This is a genomic window from Rubripirellula tenax (assembly GCF_007860125.1).
Taxonomy (GTDB): Bacteria; Planctomycetota; Planctomycetia; order Pirellulales; family Pirellulaceae; genus Rubripirellula; species Rubripirellula tenax.
In genome coordinates this window covers 214,396-230,037 of record NZ_SJPW01000004.1, presented here as the reverse complement: position 1 = coordinate 230,037, position 15,642 = coordinate 214,396, and the positions used below count along the sequence as shown (strand labels likewise).

The 15,642-nt window shown below is 53.8% G+C and carries 9 protein-coding genes; 3 read left to right on the top strand and 6 right to left on the bottom strand.

Annotation, left to right across the window (positions count from 1 at the left end):
* Window positions 1-9 precede the first annotated feature (9 nt).
* From Poly51_RS15395 to Poly51_RS15375, 5 genes are all read right to left on the bottom strand, one after another.
* A complete protein-coding gene (locus tag Poly51_RS15395) occupies window positions 10-825 on the bottom strand; it encodes a sugar transferase (RefSeq protein ID WP_261344122.1) in 816 nt (271 codons plus the stop codon).
* Between the two features lie 293 nt (window positions 826-1,118).
* Window positions 1,119-1,844, bottom strand: coding sequence for an exosortase-associated EpsI family protein (locus Poly51_RS15390; protein ID WP_246114530.1), 726 nt, complete (start codon window positions 1,842-1,844; stop codon window positions 1,119-1,121).
* Complete coding sequence (locus Poly51_RS15385; protein ID WP_146458696.1) at window positions 1,841-6,832, bottom strand: tetratricopeptide repeat protein; 4,992 nt, start codon at window positions 6,830-6,832, stop codon at window positions 1,841-1,843. The genes Poly51_RS15390 and Poly51_RS15385 overlap by 4 nt, the downstream gene beginning before the upstream one ends.
* Before the next feature lie 39 nt (window positions 6,833-6,871).
* Entirely contained in the window at window positions 6,872-9,196 is a 2,325-nt protein-coding gene (locus Poly51_RS15380) for a polysaccharide biosynthesis tyrosine autokinase (protein ID WP_146458695.1), read from the bottom strand.
* A 198-nt stretch (window positions 9,197-9,394) separates the two neighbouring features.
* Window positions 9,395-10,375 (bottom strand): exosortase/archaeosortase family protein, encoded by a 981-nt coding sequence (locus Poly51_RS15375; RefSeq protein ID WP_246114529.1) that lies wholly within the window; start codon window positions 10,373-10,375, stop codon window positions 9,395-9,397.
* A 1,154-nt stretch (window positions 10,376-11,529) separates the two neighbouring features.
* Between Poly51_RS15375 and Poly51_RS15370 the strand changes: the two genes are divergently transcribed.
* Together Poly51_RS15370 and Poly51_RS15365 are read left to right on the top strand one after the other, a co-directional pair.
* Window positions 11,530-12,231: a hypothetical protein gene (locus Poly51_RS15370; protein WP_146458694.1), complete on the top strand. Its 702-nt coding sequence runs from the start codon at window positions 11,530-11,532 to the stop codon at window positions 12,229-12,231.
* Between the two features lie 263 nt (window positions 12,232-12,494).
* Window positions 12,495-12,830, top strand: a complete 336-nt coding sequence (locus Poly51_RS15365) for a hypothetical protein (RefSeq protein ID WP_146458693.1) — start codon at window positions 12,495-12,497, stop codon at window positions 12,828-12,830.
* Here Poly51_RS15365 and Poly51_RS15360 read toward each other — a convergent pair.
* Window positions 12,827-13,642 carry an N-acyl amino acid synthase FeeM domain-containing protein gene (locus Poly51_RS15360; protein ID WP_146458692.1) on the bottom strand — a complete coding sequence of 272 codons (816 nt, stop codon included), beginning with the start codon at window positions 13,640-13,642 and terminating at the stop codon, window positions 12,827-12,829. The genes Poly51_RS15365 and Poly51_RS15360 overlap by 4 nt on opposite strands.
* A gap of 512 nt (window positions 13,643-14,154) precedes the next feature.
* Between Poly51_RS15360 and Poly51_RS15355 the strand changes: the two genes are divergently transcribed.
* On the top strand, window positions 14,155-15,639 hold the full coding sequence (locus tag Poly51_RS15355) for a TolC family protein (protein ID WP_186775581.1): 1,485 nt from the start codon (window positions 14,155-14,157) through the stop codon (window positions 15,637-15,639).
* Window positions 15,640-15,642 lie beyond the last annotated feature (3 nt).

Below are 15,642 nucleotides of genomic sequence, written 5' to 3'. Positions count from 1 at the left end.
CTCGGGAAGCTAATTCCGTTCACCACGAACATCACTTTCAGTGCCTGCGGATGCCATTGCAGACTCGAGGTGCTGCGGTTCACCGTCGGAATCAGTTTGCGACGGTGTGTCGGCACATTCCGTCAACGAGCGCTCAGCTGACTTGAAGGGGGCATCGAAATTGTCAAGCAAATGTCGGCAACGAAGTCGCATCAATGAAATAACAACCTCGCCCTTGACGCCTACTAAGCGGAGTGCCGTCGCAGCGACCATCCGCAGGTCAAGCCAAAGGCAAGCATGGTGCAAATAGTGGATGTCTAAAATTTGCTTACGATGAACATCCTCGAGAGACTGGTCTGGAGGCAAGTTGATTTGAGCAAGTCCCGTTACACCTGGCTTAATCAAATTGCGTTCGTAATAGCCATCAATCTCTTTTGCCAGTTCTTCACAAATCAAGGGTCGTTCGGGGCGAGGGCCGACCAATGACATCTCACCTTTGCAAACATTCCAAAGCTGTGGCAGTTCGTCGAGATGCAATTCTCGCAAGATGCGACCCAGAGGTGTGACTCGTGCATCGCGTTTCGTTGCCCAAACGGGCTCGCCAGGCTTCTCTGCGTTCGTCACCATCGACCGCAACTTCACGATCTCGAAAACTTGGCCATCAAGACCAATTCGCTTTTGGCGATAAAAGCCAGGGCCGGGCGAAGTGATTCGAACCAAACCGTAAAGCAACAAAGTCAGCGGCGCTGCTCCGACAAGGAGCACGGCACCTGCGCATCTATCCAGGAAGTACTTTCTGCGAAAAAAATTAACTCGTCGATGCGGTAGGAACGAGTTAGGTTGCATGGCGACTGATTGCCGACCGGCATTGCGATTCATGATGTTTTTTGTAGCCATATTTTGTGCAACCGTCGATGGCTGGGACCTCCACCGATCGTTTATGCGAGCCCGCTCAACACGGGATTTACTGTTCGTTCTAGATAGTGCCTTCAGCGACATCAGCGTTTGCCATATCTTTGCCATGTTGAATTCTCTCCCGCCAATGCTATCCGGTACTCGATCGGTCTCGTCGCGTCATTCATGCGTTTCTAATTCTGAACTTGTCTTGATGATTTCTAAGCAACGCTCTTCCAGCCACACTACTTCAATGCCAAAGAAGCCGCCGGTAAAAACTCAGTCAAAAATTCTTTGACGGGCCGGTGCTCACCAGAACCAACGGGGCCGGCAACCTGGATCTTATAAAGATTGTCGGTTAGCCAAAAACGAGGGTTCTCGCGTGCTTCCCAAGGGCCACCGCTGCTCCATGCGTACCAGACGTCTAGCGATGGAATATCGCTCGAGTCCGTGGCGAATTGAACCGACCACAGGTCACTCTTCATCTCACCGACTGCGATCGATTCGATGTCGCGTTCGCGGACAATTTCGGTACCGACGGAACTGTAACAAACCTCGGGCGTATGAACGGCGATTGGCCCACGTGGGCCAAACATGATTGCCACGTTTACTGACTCGCCAGTGGCTTCATTTGAATACTCGCGAACGGTTGAGCCAAAACAGCGAAGCAACTGGCTAGCCTTTTCGTCAAGCTCAGACGTTTTAGACAGTTTCCATTGCCCAACTTGCGAGGGAATACCTTCTAACAACTTTCCTTGATCTTGAAGGTTTGTGTTGGCTGCCCAACGGCCATCCAGATAACCGTGCACCAAGCATGACACAAGCACTAAACTGACGAGCACGACCAGTGCTAGGCCGCGGCCAGAGACAGATGGGTCGGATGGTACTGGCATCGTCGATTCGCTTTCCATTTCAAGCAATTCGTCAATGGGTTGTTCGGATGGTTTGGTCGGCAATTTAGTGCTCATCATAGTGACGTGTCGAACTTGGTCTTGATCTTTTCCAGCTTGATGCGTTCGCTTCGCGTTAGCCCCATCGGATCTAGTTTGCTAAGGTCGATTTTGCCCCAGTTCAATTGGGCTTGGCTTTCCTTTCCCTGGATCAATTGGGAAACGATGACGTGGAACAAGTGCCGAGGCTCGTTCGATTTAGAGAATGCCTTCTCGAAAGTCGCCTCGGCATCTTCGGTTCGCCCCGAAGCCATTAGGATGACCCCCTTGGTGTCCAAGAGTTCTGGATCGTCGTTGGTCAGCTCGAGTGCTGTTTCGATATGGACAAGGCCTTCGGATTCCCGGCCTGGAATTTCCGAAAATGCCATCGCTAAATTGTTTAGCGTTCGGATCCTCAAAGGATCTTTTTTGAGTGCATTTTGAAAGGCAATGACTGCTCCCTCGAAATCGCCCTGTGCCATCCGAAGCGTGCCGAAGCTTTCAAGCAGTCGCGAGTCACCTTGGAACATCGCAACAGCGCGATCGACGACTTCGGCATTATCTTTCGCGAGTTCGAGTTGCCGCTGAGGATCCTTCACGCTCAACAGTGTTTCAAGCAGTAACGTCGCTGAGACGGGATCAGAATTCGCATCGAAATGTTTCAAGCAAACGCGAATCGCTTCCTGTCGTTTATTAACTCGTGTGAGTGCCACAACGTACGTGGCGAGACGCTGCTGATCCGTTTTATATGCCTTTTCGAACCACACAACCGACTCAGCAACCAAGCCCAAATCCACCATGGCTGATCCGGCGGTTGAGTAGATAGCCGCGGCATCGGCAGTTCGTGTCAAGGAACCTGCGGTCGCATTGATCGCCCCATCTGCCCACTCGCCGATAACGGTGGGGTACCGCTCCGTTTGCTCCAAGCGTTCTGCAACTTGCAGAGCAACTTTCAGAGCTTGTACCGTCGCCGGCGACGAAATCTTGAGTTCGTCGGCAAGCCGCTTCAGTCTTGATTGATCGCCCGCGACATTTTTCGATAGAAGATACTGGGAATACCGATAGACATCGACCGGATTCTTATACCCGCGATCATAAAGATGCGAATACAGTGATCGAATCTCGTCATCCAGCTTCGCAGGTGATTTGTCGGTAATGTTATCGACAGTCGCGATCTTTTCTAACAACATCGCCAGGAATCGCCGAGCGTCGTCGCTACTAACCGAATCGTCTAAAATTAAGTTGCGTAGGATCGTCTGAGACTGTTCTAAACGTTTTCCGTCCACGGTAGACGTCTTGTCCGCTTCAAAAGCACGAACCGCTTCGCGACCGAGCAGGACAGCGTACATAAGCTGGTTGGTCGAATTGTTGGCGTCCTCTCCCGACAGCAATTCGCTGATGGCATTCCAGTCAAGCACCTTTGTGCCGTCGGTCGAGACAACCATTTTTTGCGCCAAGCGATTGCGCAGCGATGGGCTCGCTGGATCGCGTTGCAGGGCGTTGCGCAAAGCATCAATCTCGCCTTCGGGCTGATTCATTGCTGCGTAGACATCGGCCAAATCCAACTGTGACCTCGACGAAGGGTCCAGTCGATCCGCGATCGTCAATTGCTCAAGCGTTGCCTCAAACTCCTTTTTCGAGAAGTACGCTCTAGCCAAAAGCCTTGCTTTGGGCAGTGCATCAATTTCGCTGGCAATCACGTCGTCAATGGTTTTGGAAACCGATTTCTCGTCCTTTAGGACAAACGCCAGTTCGAGCTGCATTCCAAAAATCTGAGGGGACTCTTTGGTCGCTAGCTTCGCCGCCCGATCGATCGCTTGTCGGGTCACCTCCAGCAGTGCCGACCGCCGTTGTTGATCAACGGTGTTCTCAATCGCTTTGGTGCCCGTGATCGCCAAGATCATTTGCGGAAGGAAATCATTTGGGTTCTCGTTGGCAGAATCCTGAGCCAATTTCATGCTTTTTTCAAAGTCGCCACGGCTTTGGGCCAACCCGATTCGAACCGCAGCGTTGGGGTCGAGATCAGCTTGGTGGACCAGCGACGTGTTCCGAATCTCCGCTTCGGCTTCATCGCCGCGATCTAGCAGAATCAATAGCTTCCAAAGCAGGTTCCGAGACTGAATTTGATTGTCACCGGCTGCGATCCCGCGTCGCAGTTGCACGACGGCTTCATCGCGTTTTCCGAGCAAGGCCAATATGGTTCCGTCAAGCGAAATCGCTTCACCCCAGCGAGGTCTTTTGATTAAAACATTTCGAACGAGTTTCTGTGCTTCGATCAACGCTGGGGCATCCTTCGCATTGACGTCGTCAAGATTGGAATGCTTGCCAACCAAATCAACCGCCCGTGCGAATCGCCAATAGGTCCCCGATTCGCCTTCGCGCTGACGCAATTGTTCTTGCCAATGCGCAGACAGCTCGGCTGCCGTTACTTGCTTTCCGTTGATCGCCAGCAGTTCCGAGCCCTCGGGCAAAACTTTGGACGTCGCCACAATCCCAAACAGGGTCGACAGCGATTGTCGCTTCTGATTCAGTCGGGTCAGCGCTTTGTAAAGGACTTCGCTATCACCGCCCTGGGCAGCATAGCCCGCGGCGTATTGCAGTAGATCAGCTTCGTGGATCTCGTTCTCTGATGCACTATCAAGCAACAGAATCGCCGCAGCAATCGGTTCATCGAAAGCAACGACGCTTGCCTTTGCGACCAACGACTCGATTGAATCTGCACCAGTACTTTCCTCAAGCCGTTCCACAGCCTTCATTGCAAGCTCTCCCTCGCCAAGTTGCGCGAGTTGCTCGGTGACGAACGACTGAAGTCGCACATCGTTTGGGTGTTCGGCGGCAAACTCGTCAAGCGACGTAGCCGTTTTCAGAATCGACTGGGGAGTGTCGGCAACCTGATTGCCAGGAGGGATTGTTAGATCAATTGCCTTAAGAAGTGTGAGTGCGCGGAGCAAACTTTCGCGTCCACTTTTGTCAAGCGCGGCTTTCTCATCGGCTCCAAGTTCGCCTTCATAAGACGCTTTCAAGAGCTTCCGTATCTGCTCAACTTCGCGTCGAATGGCATCGAAGTCACGCTGGCCGGGCAAGCGTCGGAATTGCTGCTGAAGCTGTGATTGCAGTTGAGTTATCAATACGGATGGCGAGGGGGTCTTGCTGCTCGATTGCCAGTGGCGAGACGCTTGCTCGCTGTTGCCGGCACGCAACCACACATTGGCGGCCATCATGTGAAGCCGGGCGTCGCCTGGGAACAGCTGACTGGCTTGATCGAGTGAATTTGCCGCTTGGTCCCACATTCCCTGATCGCTCTGGATCTTCGCCAGGCCTTCAGCCACGGAAACGCGGTCAACATCACTGACTCCGACACTCGAATGCAGAGCTTCGTCGAACAGCTTCATTGCGCTAAGCGAATCGCCATTCGATTCTGCGAGAGTGGCTCGCATCACCTTTAACGTCCACTCCCCCAAGTCGATATGCCGCCCGAGGGCGACGCGCTGCGCCTGATCCATTTGCGCGGCCTTGTCGGTCGCCATCGAAGCGCGGGTCCTATCAACAGCTAACCTTAGCTTCTCGGTGGTAGCCTTCAGGCTCGAAAAGTCTTCAAGCCGACGTTGGACGCGGGCAACTTCCGACAACAAGACAACACTCTGATCGCCAACCTGCTCCACCCCCTTGTTCAGCAAGGCAACCGCACGCTCGGTTTGGCCAGCGGCTATCATCAGCGAACCGGCCAGCAAATATGCCTTTTCTTCAACGTCAGGCGGCGCACTCGGAAGTTCTAGCTCAAGTAGCGAAGTTAGCGTCTCGAGCGCCTTCTTCGGTTCTTTGATCGCAGTGCTTCTTGCTGAATCGTAGACGACCAGATAGTCCCAGTAGCCAGGACCGACAATATAGGGTGATATGAACACTTTTGGATCATCACCCACAAGATCGGATGCCGCTTTGAGGGATCCCGGTTCGCCGGCAGTTTCGATCAGCTTCGCCGCGGATTTGCTGCTCATCAGCACGAGTCGCTGTTGTGCGTCGACAGCGGCTTGCTGCAATACGGCAATAGCCTCTTCGCGTTGATTCGAGTTCGAGAGATGGTCACTCAGGATCAGTTTCGCGCGGCTTGAGGGTGCCGCTTTCAACGCTTCGGTGGCCTTGGTCTGCAGTTCCGCTAGCACGTTTTTTGATATACCAGCTTCGTCGCCAACAAACGAAAACTGCTCTGGATATCGCGCCGGCGTCGTCAGAATGAATGAAGCAAGGTCAACGTTATTGGGCTCTTTCTCGAAGGCGGTTGCCAACACATAACCAACCTTTTGATTGCAGAGCCAGCCCCAATAGTTTTCGTTCCTGGGCACCGAATCCGGCCGGCGCATTTGATAGAAACCGCTGTCAAGCTGACCGACCAACGAAAGGGCCGTCGAGACGACCGCTTGCGTGTCATCTTCGGGCGGATTGAGCATGATGACCTGTTGCTCAACCTCCCGATTCCACTGACCGCCCAATTGCAGAAGTCTTCGAATCAAACGCCGCCGCAGGTCGGCTGTGTTATCGCGATCATTTCGGCTCACCGGGCCGATGCCCAAGCTTAGGGCGCGGCGTGACGCATCAATGCGTTGCCCAACTTCGTCACGACTTTCATGTCGCATGATGGCGAGAGTCGCGCCCCGATCGGCCGCAACTGCCATACGGTAAGGAGCCTCCGCGTCGTCCGGGTTGGTCAACGAGTAGCGTTGCAGCCACTTTGCCTGCGCAGCAAAGTCTTTTTCCTGCTCGGCCGCATCTGCCAACTTCAAAAACGTTTGAGCAGTTGAAGCGGAGAAGTAGAAGTAGGAGCAAGTTGCCGCGATACCGACAACCGCGAAAACTACAAGTGAAACGATCAGCAAACGAGCATCGATTTTCCACGTGTATCGACGCTGTTCAAGCTTAGCTTCACGCGCAGCGTTGTATTGTTCGGTAGCCTCGTTATTGGATTTAATCGCGCGTCCCCTATTGGTTGATCGCTTGGATTCGTTTCGCGGCCAATCCGCTCCTGTGGTGCTCATCAGACTGACCTGCAAATCGCCATGGCGGAAAAATTGACTCTACGATGAAGCCTGTTCTTCGTCGTGATAGGAATCGCCAAAAGATCCGTCTCCGATGGCATAGTCGTAGTCCCCGTATCGATACGAATACTGACGAGCGGACACTCCAGAAAAAACGGTGCCAGCAATGCTAGCCCCAGCCGCTTCGAGGCGGCGCGTTGTGCGGGTCACATTGTCAATGCGACTTACATCTCGCATGACACATATCAACGTCGCATCAACCGCTGATGCCACAGCAAGCGTTTCACCTGCTGATAAAACGGGGGCGGTGTCCATCACAACGTAACTGTACTGTGATAGCGCATCGTCGATAAAGTCTCTGATACCAGACGGGCTGACCAATCGATGCGGGCTGGCGGTCAAGCGTCCAGCGGGCAGAACGTGGATCAATCCGCCCAGGCTCGTATCAACGGCTTCAGCAAGTGTCGCTTTACCGGCGAGCACGCCAGCGAAACCGACGCCCATCTCCAAGCCGAAAATCTCATGTTGATCAGGGCAACGTAAGTCCCCGTCAACCAGAAGTACGGTCCCGCCCGTCGCTTTGGCAATCGAAAGCGCCAGTTGCGACGACACGCTACTTTTCCCTTCTCCCGACATTCCACTGACGACCGCGATTGAGCGAGTTTTGTTCGTGTCCATTGAAAGAAATAGGTTGGCGCGGAGGGTGTCGATACTCTCTTCGAAAACCCGCCGCCGTTTTTGTGATCTGGATCCAGTAGGAAGCCTTGCAACCTCTCCCATGATCGGAACCATGTCGCCCGCCTTGGAAAACGAAGAAGCATCGGTCACACGCTGAACGCGATACTCAAACGCAAGTCCAATAAGGAACGGGATAAGAAACGCAACCGAAGATACCATCGCTAATTTCTTATAGGGCGCCGTTTCGATTGGTGATTTAGGAGGGCGAGCCACCGCTAACGTCCTGACCGCACCATCTTGCCGTCGTTCGGTATGTATTGCAGCGACCCTGTCTCGCAATTTCTTCAAAAGACCGGAAGCCACGTCTAGTTCGTCCTGGGCGAATTGCAGTTGAGCCGTTGTGCCCCCGAACTTCTCTAGTCGCTGACGCTCTTCGCTGTATTGGGACTGCAAAATATCAAGTCTGGAAGCAATTACTTTTCTCTGTGCGTCATGCTCCATCCGCACCGCTGCGGCGCGGGCTTCCTTCATCTGCTCTGACTCTCGACCCTCCTGTTTCAAGCGTGCAAGCAATTGCTCCCGCTGAAATTCCATTTCCCGTTCCGCATTCGCCAAATCTCGCTGGTACTGCTCTTCGGCAATCTGATCTAGCTTTGCGATCGCACGCGGACGAGCTTCCTGTCGAATCCCCTCTAGCTTTGACTCTGCTTCAGCTAGACTGCGAATCAATTCGTTGTAGTAGGTCCGGCTGACGCGGACCATGTCTTTCACTTCGAGGTCCAGGATCATGGCTCGATAGCGATCAACCTTTCGCACCGTTTCGCGGACTTTTGAATCGTTTTCAATCGCCGCTAAAATCTGAGATTCTCTTGGTTCCGCGCGTTTGACCACAATCGCTTCAACGCTTCCGGGAGTGAGGCCAGTCTTGGCTGCGCCACCAGCACTGAATCCGCTATCGGCTAAACCCGCATCAAACATCGCCAACTCGATCTTGAGATCACCGATTTCCGATCGCAACTGCGTCAGCAAAGCAACATTGGTGTCATTCTCAGCGCGATCCAAAGCGTGGCCGGGTGAAAAACCCAACGCCTCCTCGCTAAGCGCTTGAACGAGCGATTGGCGTTTTTCAACCTCTTGCTCCCAGCGCAGGATTTCAGGTTCGAGCCAACGCTCAACATCATTGACTCTCGCATCGTCGAATGAATCTCTCTGGCGTAGATAGGACTCCACGACGGCGTTGCAGACCCTGGCTGCTGCGTCGCGATCCGTATCCTGGTACCTGACCTCAAGGCTCTTCGGATCACCACCGCCTTTGATCTTCAAATTCGCCCGCAGATTCGCTTCTGCGGTTGCAGGATCCGATAAGCTTGGTACGTCATGCAAGCTGGAGTCAGCAAGAACGGGATCAAGGACAATCGGGTTTAGTATCAGAGCTGTCTCGGTTCGGGCCAAATCTTTACTGACCTTCATCACATTGTTGAAAACGACATACTCATCGTTTGCGACAAGCAAGTGACTCGCTTCGTATCGTGGCACGAAGCCTCGCAACACGGCCATAGCAGTCAAGCCGGCAAGCACGGCTCCGGCAGGAATCGCCCAGGCCCAGCAGCGACGAAACGTCACCCAAATGATCCAAGGGTCAAACGAAGTTTCGTCTGTTGCAGCGCGAGAAGGGGGACCGGTCATCACCGGTCCTTTTCGTCTCGGCCTTGCCTGGTCCCGGTCAGCGCCGGTTTCAGGATTGCGATTGGGGGTAGTCGTTTTTTTGCGAGACGTTGCCATAAATTGGACCTCACACCGAGGCTAAATGTTGTGCGTGAATGAATGTCTTAGTGTCTAAGCCGTTAAATGTTTTCTCGAGCGGATGCCCCTTCGCAAAGGAGCCTAGCCCGTTGATTTAACAAAGTCTCGTGCGGTCAAATGCTCAACCGGTCCATATAGATTCTCCCAAAATTTCTTTACTCCCCACAGCAGCGCAAAGGCCGTCGGAATCATCAAGTATCCGGACCAATCGTGAATTCCGTGGCGGTACTGCTCGCCACTCACCCATTGGTACAGCAACCCCACTACCGTAATCCGAATTGCATTGACGAACACCGCTAAAGGAATGACCGACGCCAACAAAACAACCCGATCAACCCATGTCCTTTTGACCATCACCGCCCAGAAGTACGCAAGCGCCGCTACCCCGATGAAAATTCGCATGCCAGAACAGGCTTGCTCGACCAAAAGTCGCTGGTCTGCAATCCAAATTACATGCCCTTCCGACACAGCAGGTTGGCCCAGCACACGCAAAAACACGGTGCTTAGTGATGTTGCAACGCCTTGCAACTTCCAACTGAGCAAACTCTCGGCCTGGTAGGGGAGCGGGATCATGAAAAACAGGAAGCCGATCGCCGGAAGACTCCATTTCAACGCGGCTGAACCAAGCAGCGTCCAAACCACACCGGCAATCAATGGTAGCAGTGAGTATGCGTCAAGGAAGTCCATGTACAGAAAGCGACCTGCGAACCGCATTAATATCGCAAGGACAATCAACGAAATGCCCTTGTAACTGACACTTGGGCGAATCCCAGGAAACATGTCACCACGGTGAACAAGCAACATCAAGGTTAGGAACGGAACGAGATAACCGTGCGAGTAGTCCGGTTCATTCCGCCAAGCATCTTCCATCCACAGAAACGTCGGCCAGTAGGCGTATAGCACCGTCAATAAAACGGGTATCGCCAACATTACCCAATGCTTGACGCCACCACACGATTCAAAGGGCAACAAAACCTGGGTTGCCGGTTGGGCCGCAGCCACGTCCTTCAGGTTGATGCGACTTACACTACCGCCGGCGCGACGTCGCTTTTTTGGTTTCATGTTCGCCAAGTTTCAACCCTATCCGATTCTCGTTTGTGGTTCGCTTCACTCCCAACGCGTGCTGGCTTGGAAGCCAGCCCGATCGGATTACATCCTGGTAGTTCCTTCGGTGGAAGTCAAACGGTTCTTCCTTACGGCACTAGTGCACGCATGGACATTGAACACTGAACCTTCGAAACTGCATTCTTGGTCGACGCCACTCGAAGCGTCAAGGGTCCAACGCAAGCTTCCTCGGACCGAAATAGGAATCGGACGGAACAACTTACGCAGAGTCCGGTGAGTGCGGAATTCTAGTCGAAAATTTCAAAGTTTCTATGTCGTTAAATGCTTCCATTGGAACCTTCGCCTAGCGGCCCTTTACGCTCCCTTGGCAGTGCGATTTGGGGAAGCCTGGATAAAAGTGCATGGACCAAGTAGGTTCTTATGGTAGTCTGTAGTTTAACCATAAGGGTGGGTCCTTTGATCGAATCTTTCAACATTGGGGGCTTTCGCCCCACGATCGAGCGTTCCATTTGCTGGCAGTGCTTGCGAGAGTTTCCTACAATCGCGAGTTCAGTGGGTACATGAACCGGATTTCTCTCACCCCCAAGCGAATTTGCGTGGCTTCTCCGTCAATTCATAACCAGGCCGTACGCGGTTTCAGGTCAATCGAAGAAGCTCAGCCTTACTGGAACTACTCCCGTTGGCGGTTCACGATCGCTCCTTCCTTGCAGACGTCGGAAGGTTCCTGCGTTGTCGAGCCGGAGGCACCGTTTGTTCTGATTGGAGGACACCCCACCTGTGGAATACGCATTCCCGGTGGTCGGGTACCGGACGTTGCTTATTTGGCATGTTGCTTCGGCTCGTTTATCGAAGCTTGGCCGCTTTGTGCGCTCGCCTTTTCCAGGTGGGGGATCATGCGACCCGAATTGGAGCTATTGGTGGGGCGCCACCGAATTCAGTGCCTACACGAAGCGTCGCCCTCAAGGTTCGGCAACGACCCTCCCCGCACAGCGGCCCCGGAAAATTATCCGCTGCACGGTGGTAATCCGCTTGGCGAAACCGAGCTGACGTTCGCATGGGGAGATAGGACGATCCAGAAAAAGCTTAGCCGGCCCGTAACGGTAGTCGGCAGTGATCATCCAAGTACGCTGCGACTGCATGGAATCGGGCTGATGCCCTGTGATTTTGCCGTAATTGCCTCGGACTCAAGAGTCTGGCTACTTGATCTCAAACTGGGTGCCCGAAACGTGCCCTCACTTCCGTTTGTCCATCAGATCACCGCTGATAATACGTATTTTCGCATGGGGGATCTGAAGATTTCGCTTGGGTTGGGCGTTGTCGAATCAACAGAATCGAAACTGTACCGCGTGAACATGTCGCATCATTTTTCACCGGGGATTGCGGAAGCAACCAATGGTTCTACCCTTGGCGACCATCCCATGCGGGCGCAGCGGATTGCTCCACCGCCGACCGAGCCCGTGGCATCTCAGCCAAATCGGTTGTGCGAAACGGAATTTGCCGGCCAAGCTGCTATTGTTCGGTTCGACAGACCCTATGTCGCAACGATGCCGAAACATGACAGTTTCACGTCGGGAAGTCTGAAGCCGATCAAGCCCACGTCGACCATCACGATAGGCGCTGAAAAGGCCGACGCCGCAGCCAATCAGTTGGATGATTCATCAGGGAAAAAGTCTGCTCAGACAGGTCCTGATTTGCTGACTTCAAGGGTGACGGATCGGCTGATATCAATCGACCACTCGAAATTTTCCAAACGCAGGGCTTTGGTAGCTTTCACGTACCTTTTCGTGCTAACGCTGGCGGTCGCGGCTGTGGCAACGCTGATCAATCAGCTGGTTTACGTTGCGGGGGCCTGATTCGTTCCCCAAGATTGAACCTCTTGCCTTCCGGCCCATGCGCCGAAATTTCACGCCATTATTCTCGCAAACATTCCGATTGTGACGCTTGTTCGGATTCCGCAGGTTCGAAACAGATCATGCGGTCGACGTTCCCCAAAAAAATGACCTCCGGGTTTGGGCATGGTCGATGCGTCATCTAGTGGGGTGTCAGTTTGTCCGGAATTCCGTGCTGACAGAAAGACCAGTTTGAAATAGTGGTTTCGCGAAAAGAACGTAGGCACATGATCGATATTCCTACCGAACTCGCATTGGCGATTGCGTTCTTCGCCATCTGCACCTTGGCCGTTGTTTGGCTGATTCGGGGAGCACCGGTCATCGAAGAATGTCACGACAGGTTCTCGTTGGATGACAATTCATTCCGCCGATCGAGTGGCGAATCCGTCATCAATGGAACTCCGATCACGAAGTCGGTGAGCGACGCCGATCCACTACCCCTTCCATCGAAAGAGGCAACTGAGCCCGTTCATTTTGTCGTTTTCCCGACGATAGAGTCAGGGTCGGACGTGGACGCTTTCAATATGTCCGATGCGGCCTGGAGTCGTCCTTTGCCGCGCTAAGCAGTGGATGGCACACGAGACACGAACTGGCCCGTTAGGGCTGCGAACGCCAATTGCCCGCTGACGTGATTGTCTTCTTTTTGTTTGGCGGTTTGAAGTTGACCCTTGAAGTACGCCCGTGTCTGGCGCGACCACGGTCGCGGCGATGCATCGATGCCGCTAGCCATGGCACCGAAAAATCGTTCGTACAACGTGGTGCCGATATAGTCATCAAATACCAACCGGACCATCACGGCCGGATTACCGTTGGCGTAAGGGCACTCGATCACGTCACCCACTTGCTCAAATGGCAAAATGCGTTTGTAAAGTTTGGCGTGCCGCGGGTGTACGGCGGCGACAAGTCCCGAGTAGCCGCGCACTTTGGCAACGCGTGCCAGCATCCGCCCCATCGTCGCAAACAGTTCGATGAAGCGAACCGGCGAGTTGCGTCGGTCGGCCAGACATCCGATTTCAGCCATGCGACAACCATCGTCACGAAGTCGCTTGATTTCGACCGGATAGATGCCTTCCATCGGCAACCCCAAGTATCCATCACCAATCAACGATACCGTCGAAACAAATTCGCCTTGATACCGGGCCGCGAAAACCTCCGTCGTGGGAAGCAGATGAAACGGCGTCAAACGAATCTTGCTCTCCCTAGGCTGCGTCAGACCCGCCCGCAAATAAGACTCGTAAACCAACCCGAATGCCTCAGACAGCTCTTCCTGTTTCTGAAGAATACCGAACTCAAGATTGGATGTTAGCGAACTTGCCTTCTTAAGGCCCTTTGCCGGCGCTGGTGCATTCGTCGGCACGTTTTGCGAAGTTGACATCGGGACTCGAATAGGTGAATAGGTTTCGGCCCTCCGAAGAAGAGAGGCCGATGATCCAGTCTGGACGGTGTCCCAGACGATCTATTGAAAACCTATGTCACGAATCCTGGCGTCGCTCTCACGCGTTCATGGCGATACGTGAAAGTTTGTCGAGCATGTCGGTGATATCGATTCGAGCGATTGTGACGGTTGGTAAACGGGTTGCATTGAACCTGGATGCAACACACGGCGGTCACCATTCGTTCGAACGAGACAGTCGTTCCGATTGTTGCGGTCGATTCGACGAATGCTGTCCTACTGAATGCACCGCAGGCATAGGTCGATCTCAATGTTGGGGACATGCTCGCTAAGGGCGTCGTCGCCAATTTTTCGGTGGGGAGATGTTATTCACTCACACCGACCGTCCATTGAATCACCGCATGACCAACCCGTTGGGCATCGGATTCGTTGATAGCAAATCGAAAGCGATGCGAAGGATGGCGATACGAAAACAACCCTTGATAAACACCCTCATGGCCGTGTCGATCTTGACGGGCATCACTCTTGGTTGTCGATCACCGAAACCGTGCTGTGATCCGAATCTTGTTTCTCGCCAAGTGAGTTGGCGGACGGAGACTCAGCATGAACGTATCGCCCCTTGCCGCGAAGAGATTCCAGCGGGCGTCGTACTCGAAGACGGACTAAGCGAAGACGAAGCCGTGCAAACGGCGTTGACCAACAACTCAGCATTTCAAGCGACGCTTGCCCAATTGGGAATGGCCCACGCCGATGCGGTCCAAGCCAGTCTGCTGGCGAACCCAAGCTATCTGATTTACTTTCCAACAAGTTCCAAGCAAGGGCAGTACACACTGTACGCTCCCATCGAGTCTTACCTCTTGCGACCGATGCGAGTGAAGGCTGCCAACCGAGAGTACCGCCGCGTCGGTGAGCAACTTGTTCAAAACGGACTCGACCTGGCTCGCAATGTACGCGTTGCATACACCGACTTTGCCGTCGCCAGCCAGCAAGCGTCTTTGGCGACCGAGGCGTTGCAGATTCGCGAGAACATTGCCGAACTGACAAAGAAGCGACTCGACGATGGTGACATCAGTGAACTGGAATCCATTGCCGCAACGGTCGACCGTCTCAATGCCAAAGCAGCTTCCGGAGTTCAAACGCACGCCATCGAAATCGCCGAAGCTCGCGTAGCATCGTTGATCGGGCTGACGAATTTAGATGTTCCGTTGATGCCTCTGCCGATCGCATCGCCGCAAGTGCCGTTGCTTGATGAGTCAACGTTGATCGCGCAGGCGTTAGCGTGTCGCCCCGACTACGCGTCCGCCAAATGGGCAGTTGCAGCCGCGTCGCAGCGCAGTGGCTTGTCACGATGGCTGTTCTTGAGATTGGACGGAGTGCTCGACGTCCGAAGCGATCCCGGCGGACGCACGGGCGGCGGAATGAGATTCGACCTTCCGATCTTCAACCGCAACCAAGGCGGCGTCATTCGAGCCGACTGGGAAGTCAACGCCGCAATGCACGCGCGTGATGCGATTCATGACCAAATCGTCGCCGATGTACGGACGGCCGTTCGACAGATGCGACAAGCCAGCGATAATCTTCGAATCTTAGAACAGGACGTCGCGCCCGCATTGGCCCAGTCGCTTGAGATTTCACAGAAAGGCTTTGCCGATGGAGGCACCGACTATTTGTTGGTGCTGCAAACGACGACCCAGTACCTGGACGCGAAGGTTCGAATTCTGGACCAACGGGCGGCATATGCTCGGGCGTTGGCCGAGCTCGAGCGGGCGGTGGGATGCACCCTCGCCGACGGTGGTGTCGACGCCGAACAGTTGCGGATGGCAGCCGACGCGGGGCTGGAATTTGTGAACGTCGAAAACCTTTCCGAAAACCTTTCCGAAAACCTTTCCGAAAACGTTGTCGAAAACCCTTCCGAAAACCAATCGACGATTCGCGGAAACGGCACCTTGCCGGATTCCCTTTTCGATCTGAGCAACTAAAGT

Excerpts from the sequence above, each read along its gene's own strand:
- Poly51_RS15395 (WP_261344122.1), bottom strand. The coding sequence starts at position 825 with ATGCAACCTAACTCGTTCCTACCGCATCGACGAGTTAATTTTTTTCGC.
- Poly51_RS15390 (WP_246114530.1), bottom strand. The coding sequence starts at position 1,844 with ATGATGAGCACTAAATTGCCGACCAAACCATCCGAACAACCCATTGAC.
- Poly51_RS15355 (WP_186775581.1), top strand. The coding sequence starts at position 14,155 with ATGGCCGTGTCGATCTTGACGGGCATCACTCTTGGTTGTCGATCACCG.
- Poly51_RS15365 (WP_146458693.1), top strand. The coding sequence starts at position 12,495 with ATGATCGATATTCCTACCGAACTCGCATTGGCGATTGCGTTCTTCGCC.
- Poly51_RS15375 (WP_246114529.1), bottom strand. The coding sequence starts at position 10,375 with ATGAAACCAAAAAAGCGACGTCGCGCCGGCGGTAGTGTAAGTCGCATC.
- Poly51_RS15360 (WP_146458692.1), bottom strand. The coding sequence starts at position 13,642 with ATGTCAACTTCGCAAAACGTGCCGACGAATGCACCAGCGCCGGCAAAG.
- Poly51_RS15380 (WP_146458695.1), bottom strand. The coding sequence starts at position 9,196 with ATGACCGGTCCCCCTTCTCGCGCTGCAACAGACGAAACTTCGTTTGAC.
- Poly51_RS15385 (WP_146458696.1), bottom strand. The coding sequence starts at position 6,832 with ATGAGCACCACAGGAGCGGATTGGCCGCGAAACGAATCCAAGCGATCA.
- Poly51_RS15370 (WP_146458694.1), top strand. The coding sequence starts at position 11,530 with ATGCCCTGTGATTTTGCCGTAATTGCCTCGGACTCAAGAGTCTGGCTA.